Here is a 2,713-nt window from a genome sequence, read left to right as displayed (position 1 = left end):
ATGCGTTTATTGGTTGAGATCAAAGACGAGCTATCAGGACGGATTGTGTTCTTGTTTGAAGAAGGCGAAGAAATCGGCTCAGGGATTGATGCCATGATTGAAAGTCTTCAACCCTTAGGCATTGACGCGATTTATGGCACCCATTTGACAGCCTTTATGCCGACGGGTCAAATCTGTTTGGATGGTGGCCCACGAATGGCCGGAGCCGCGGTGATTGACTTTGAAGTGGTCGGTCGCTCTGGTCATGGCTCCCGTCCTGATTTATCCATCAACCCGATTTTTGCGGCTGCCAATGTTCTAACCGGTTTGACGAATGCGTGGGCCAATCAATTGGATGTGAGTAAGCCGGTGACCCTTGGGTTAACTCAATTCCATGCAGGTAGTGCCAACAATGTCATACCTGATACGGCTTATATTGGGGGAAGTTTACGGTATTTTGATGTGGCAGAAGGGCATAAAGCGATGGCCGTCTTAAAGGAAGTCGCAGAACATACAGCGGCGGCTCATAAGTGCACCATCCGTTACTTAGACGGCATGCGCTTTGCCACGATTCCCGTCTTAAATGATCCCTTACTGGCAGAAATTGCACGACTAGGCGTCGAAGACCTGTATCCAGACAAGCTGGTAGAAGATATTCAGTGGTATGCCTCAGAGTCCTTTTCGCACTATGCCAAAGTCGCGCCAAGTGTTTTTGCCTTTGTAGGGATTGGCAACCCAGAGGTTGGCAGTGGGGCTGAGCATCATAATGATTACTTTGATTTAGATGAAGATGCCTTAGCGTACAGCTTAGGAGCCACGGTGAAGTTTGCGCTTAATTTTTTAACGGAGTAAGGGGAAATGAACAGTGGTTAATTAATCATGAATGACTGTCTAGGATGAGTGATGGTAGTGGGGGATTTATCAGTTAATGGATGTTGTTTAATCAATGGCGGAAATACAGCTCATGTCTGGATTCAGTCGACATAAGTGATTGATGGATTATAGGGGGAATAGTTGATATAACAGTTATTTCGACAAAATTTGATCTGTTTGTAAGCTGTCGTCTGACTGACTTTTTAGTAAGTTTTTAGTTGGATATCGTGTTATTAAATAATATGGGATGCTAGTTTCTTCTCAATAGTTAAACATTGTTGTTTAATTAAAGCGGAAAATATAGCTCATGTCTGGTCTCAGTCGACATAGGTGATTCATGAAATATAGGGGAAACAGTTGATATAACAGTGAGTCCACTAAAAGTTAACCTGTTTGTAAGCTGTCGCCTGAATGACTTTTTAGTAAGTCGATATTTGAATATCATGTTATTAAATGATAAATAATCCTAAATTTTTCTTTGTTTTTAAAAAGTGTTATTTAATTGAAGAGGATAATATAGCTCATGTCTGGATTCAGTTGACATAAGTGAGTCATGGATTACAGGTAAACGGCTGATATAACAGTGTGTTTATCAACTTTCTCCTTGTTTGTAAGCTGTCGTCTGAACGACTTTTTAGTAAGTCTCTAGTTTAATTATGTGTTATTAAATAATAAGGGATGCTAGTTTCTTCTCAATAATTAAAGTGGAAAATATGGCTCATGTCTGGCTTCAGTTGACATAGGGGATTAGTTGGTTGGACGAGACATATTGATGTATCAATGAATTGACCAACAAGTCAACTATTTATCAGCTGTCAACTGAAACACTTTTCTGTAAGTTACTAATTGATGATAGTGTTATCTTAACTTGATTAGCGATGAAGACAATAGGAGACTCGTGTTAGGTTATCTTAGTTGACCTAACACGAGCTATCTTGATATCTTCTTAGTGAATGACGTTCTTACTTTTTGGTGGTACTGACTTGTTCTGTCTTGAAACAATGAGAGGGTCAGGATGGTCTAGAAAATGTGTGATCCGAAAGGGGCTAATCTGCTCCTTGACTAGTATTAAAGTATTTATGAGCTGTTGTCATCGGTATGACCTTCTTTCCAATTAAGAATTCGTTTAACGAGCTGTCTTTGTTGACGAGGGAAGCTTTCCATATCGATTTTTTGGAGATAACCAGCTTTGATCAGAGGCAGGAGTTTGGCAAAGATATGAAGTGATTCAACAAATTCCTCTGGACAAATGTAGGCGACATGAATTCGTTTCGTGTGGTCTTTTTTTTCTGTCTTTTTTTGATTATTCCGATCAATGTGATGGTTCTTATTACTAATTTTAGCGGTCATGTAGCGGTTATTCGGATTAGTTACCCCGGCAACTTGGATTAGGGGGACAGCCCCTAAAAGATGATTAAGTTGGATTGCCCAGGCTTCTAAGACATCAACTTGAAACGTTTGTCGCACGCTTTGGATCCCAATGTGAACTTCTAGCGTTGCGCCAAAAGAAAAGTGGATTAAGCTACGTTTAATGCCATCTTCTTGTTTCCCTTTATGGAAGCTGATGGCGAGGTTTAAATTAGCCCAAGAAGCGGTATTAAATCGTGAAAAAGTGGAACTAGGCGTGACAAGCGCGGCATACTTAGGATGTTTATTGAGATGAAAATTTAACACCTGTCTTAAGGTAGCTGGATTTGCAACGCCTCTTTTAATCCCGAACCCTTTATGCAGCTGAAAAGGAGTTAAAGCTGTTTTTTTGATGGTGCCATCGATAAAAAATAGCCCTGTTTTCTTATGACCTGTTTGGTCTTTCCCCACCATCATGGCAAAGACGTCCTCTGTTAATATCACCTCTTTCTCT

General features: G+C 40.5%; 2 protein-coding genes. One reads left to right on the top strand and one right to left on the bottom strand.

Annotation, left to right across the window (positions count from 1 at the left end; genetic code table 11):
* Positions 1 to 831 (top strand): amidohydrolase (locus AC5KOD_RS02850; RefSeq protein WP_496913026.1); only part of this gene is annotated, 831 nt, incomplete at its 5' end.
* A gap of 1,098 nt (positions 832 to 1,929) precedes the next feature.
* Here AC5KOD_RS02850 and AC5KOD_RS02845 read toward each other — a convergent pair.
* Positions 1,930 to 2,713 (bottom strand): hypothetical protein (locus AC5KOD_RS02845; protein WP_496913025.1); only part of this gene is annotated, 784 nt, incomplete at its 5' end.

The sequence above is a fragment of the Vagococcus sp. WN80Y genome (genome assembly GCF_059621045.1).
This window is presented reverse-complemented; position numbering and strand designations above follow the sequence as displayed.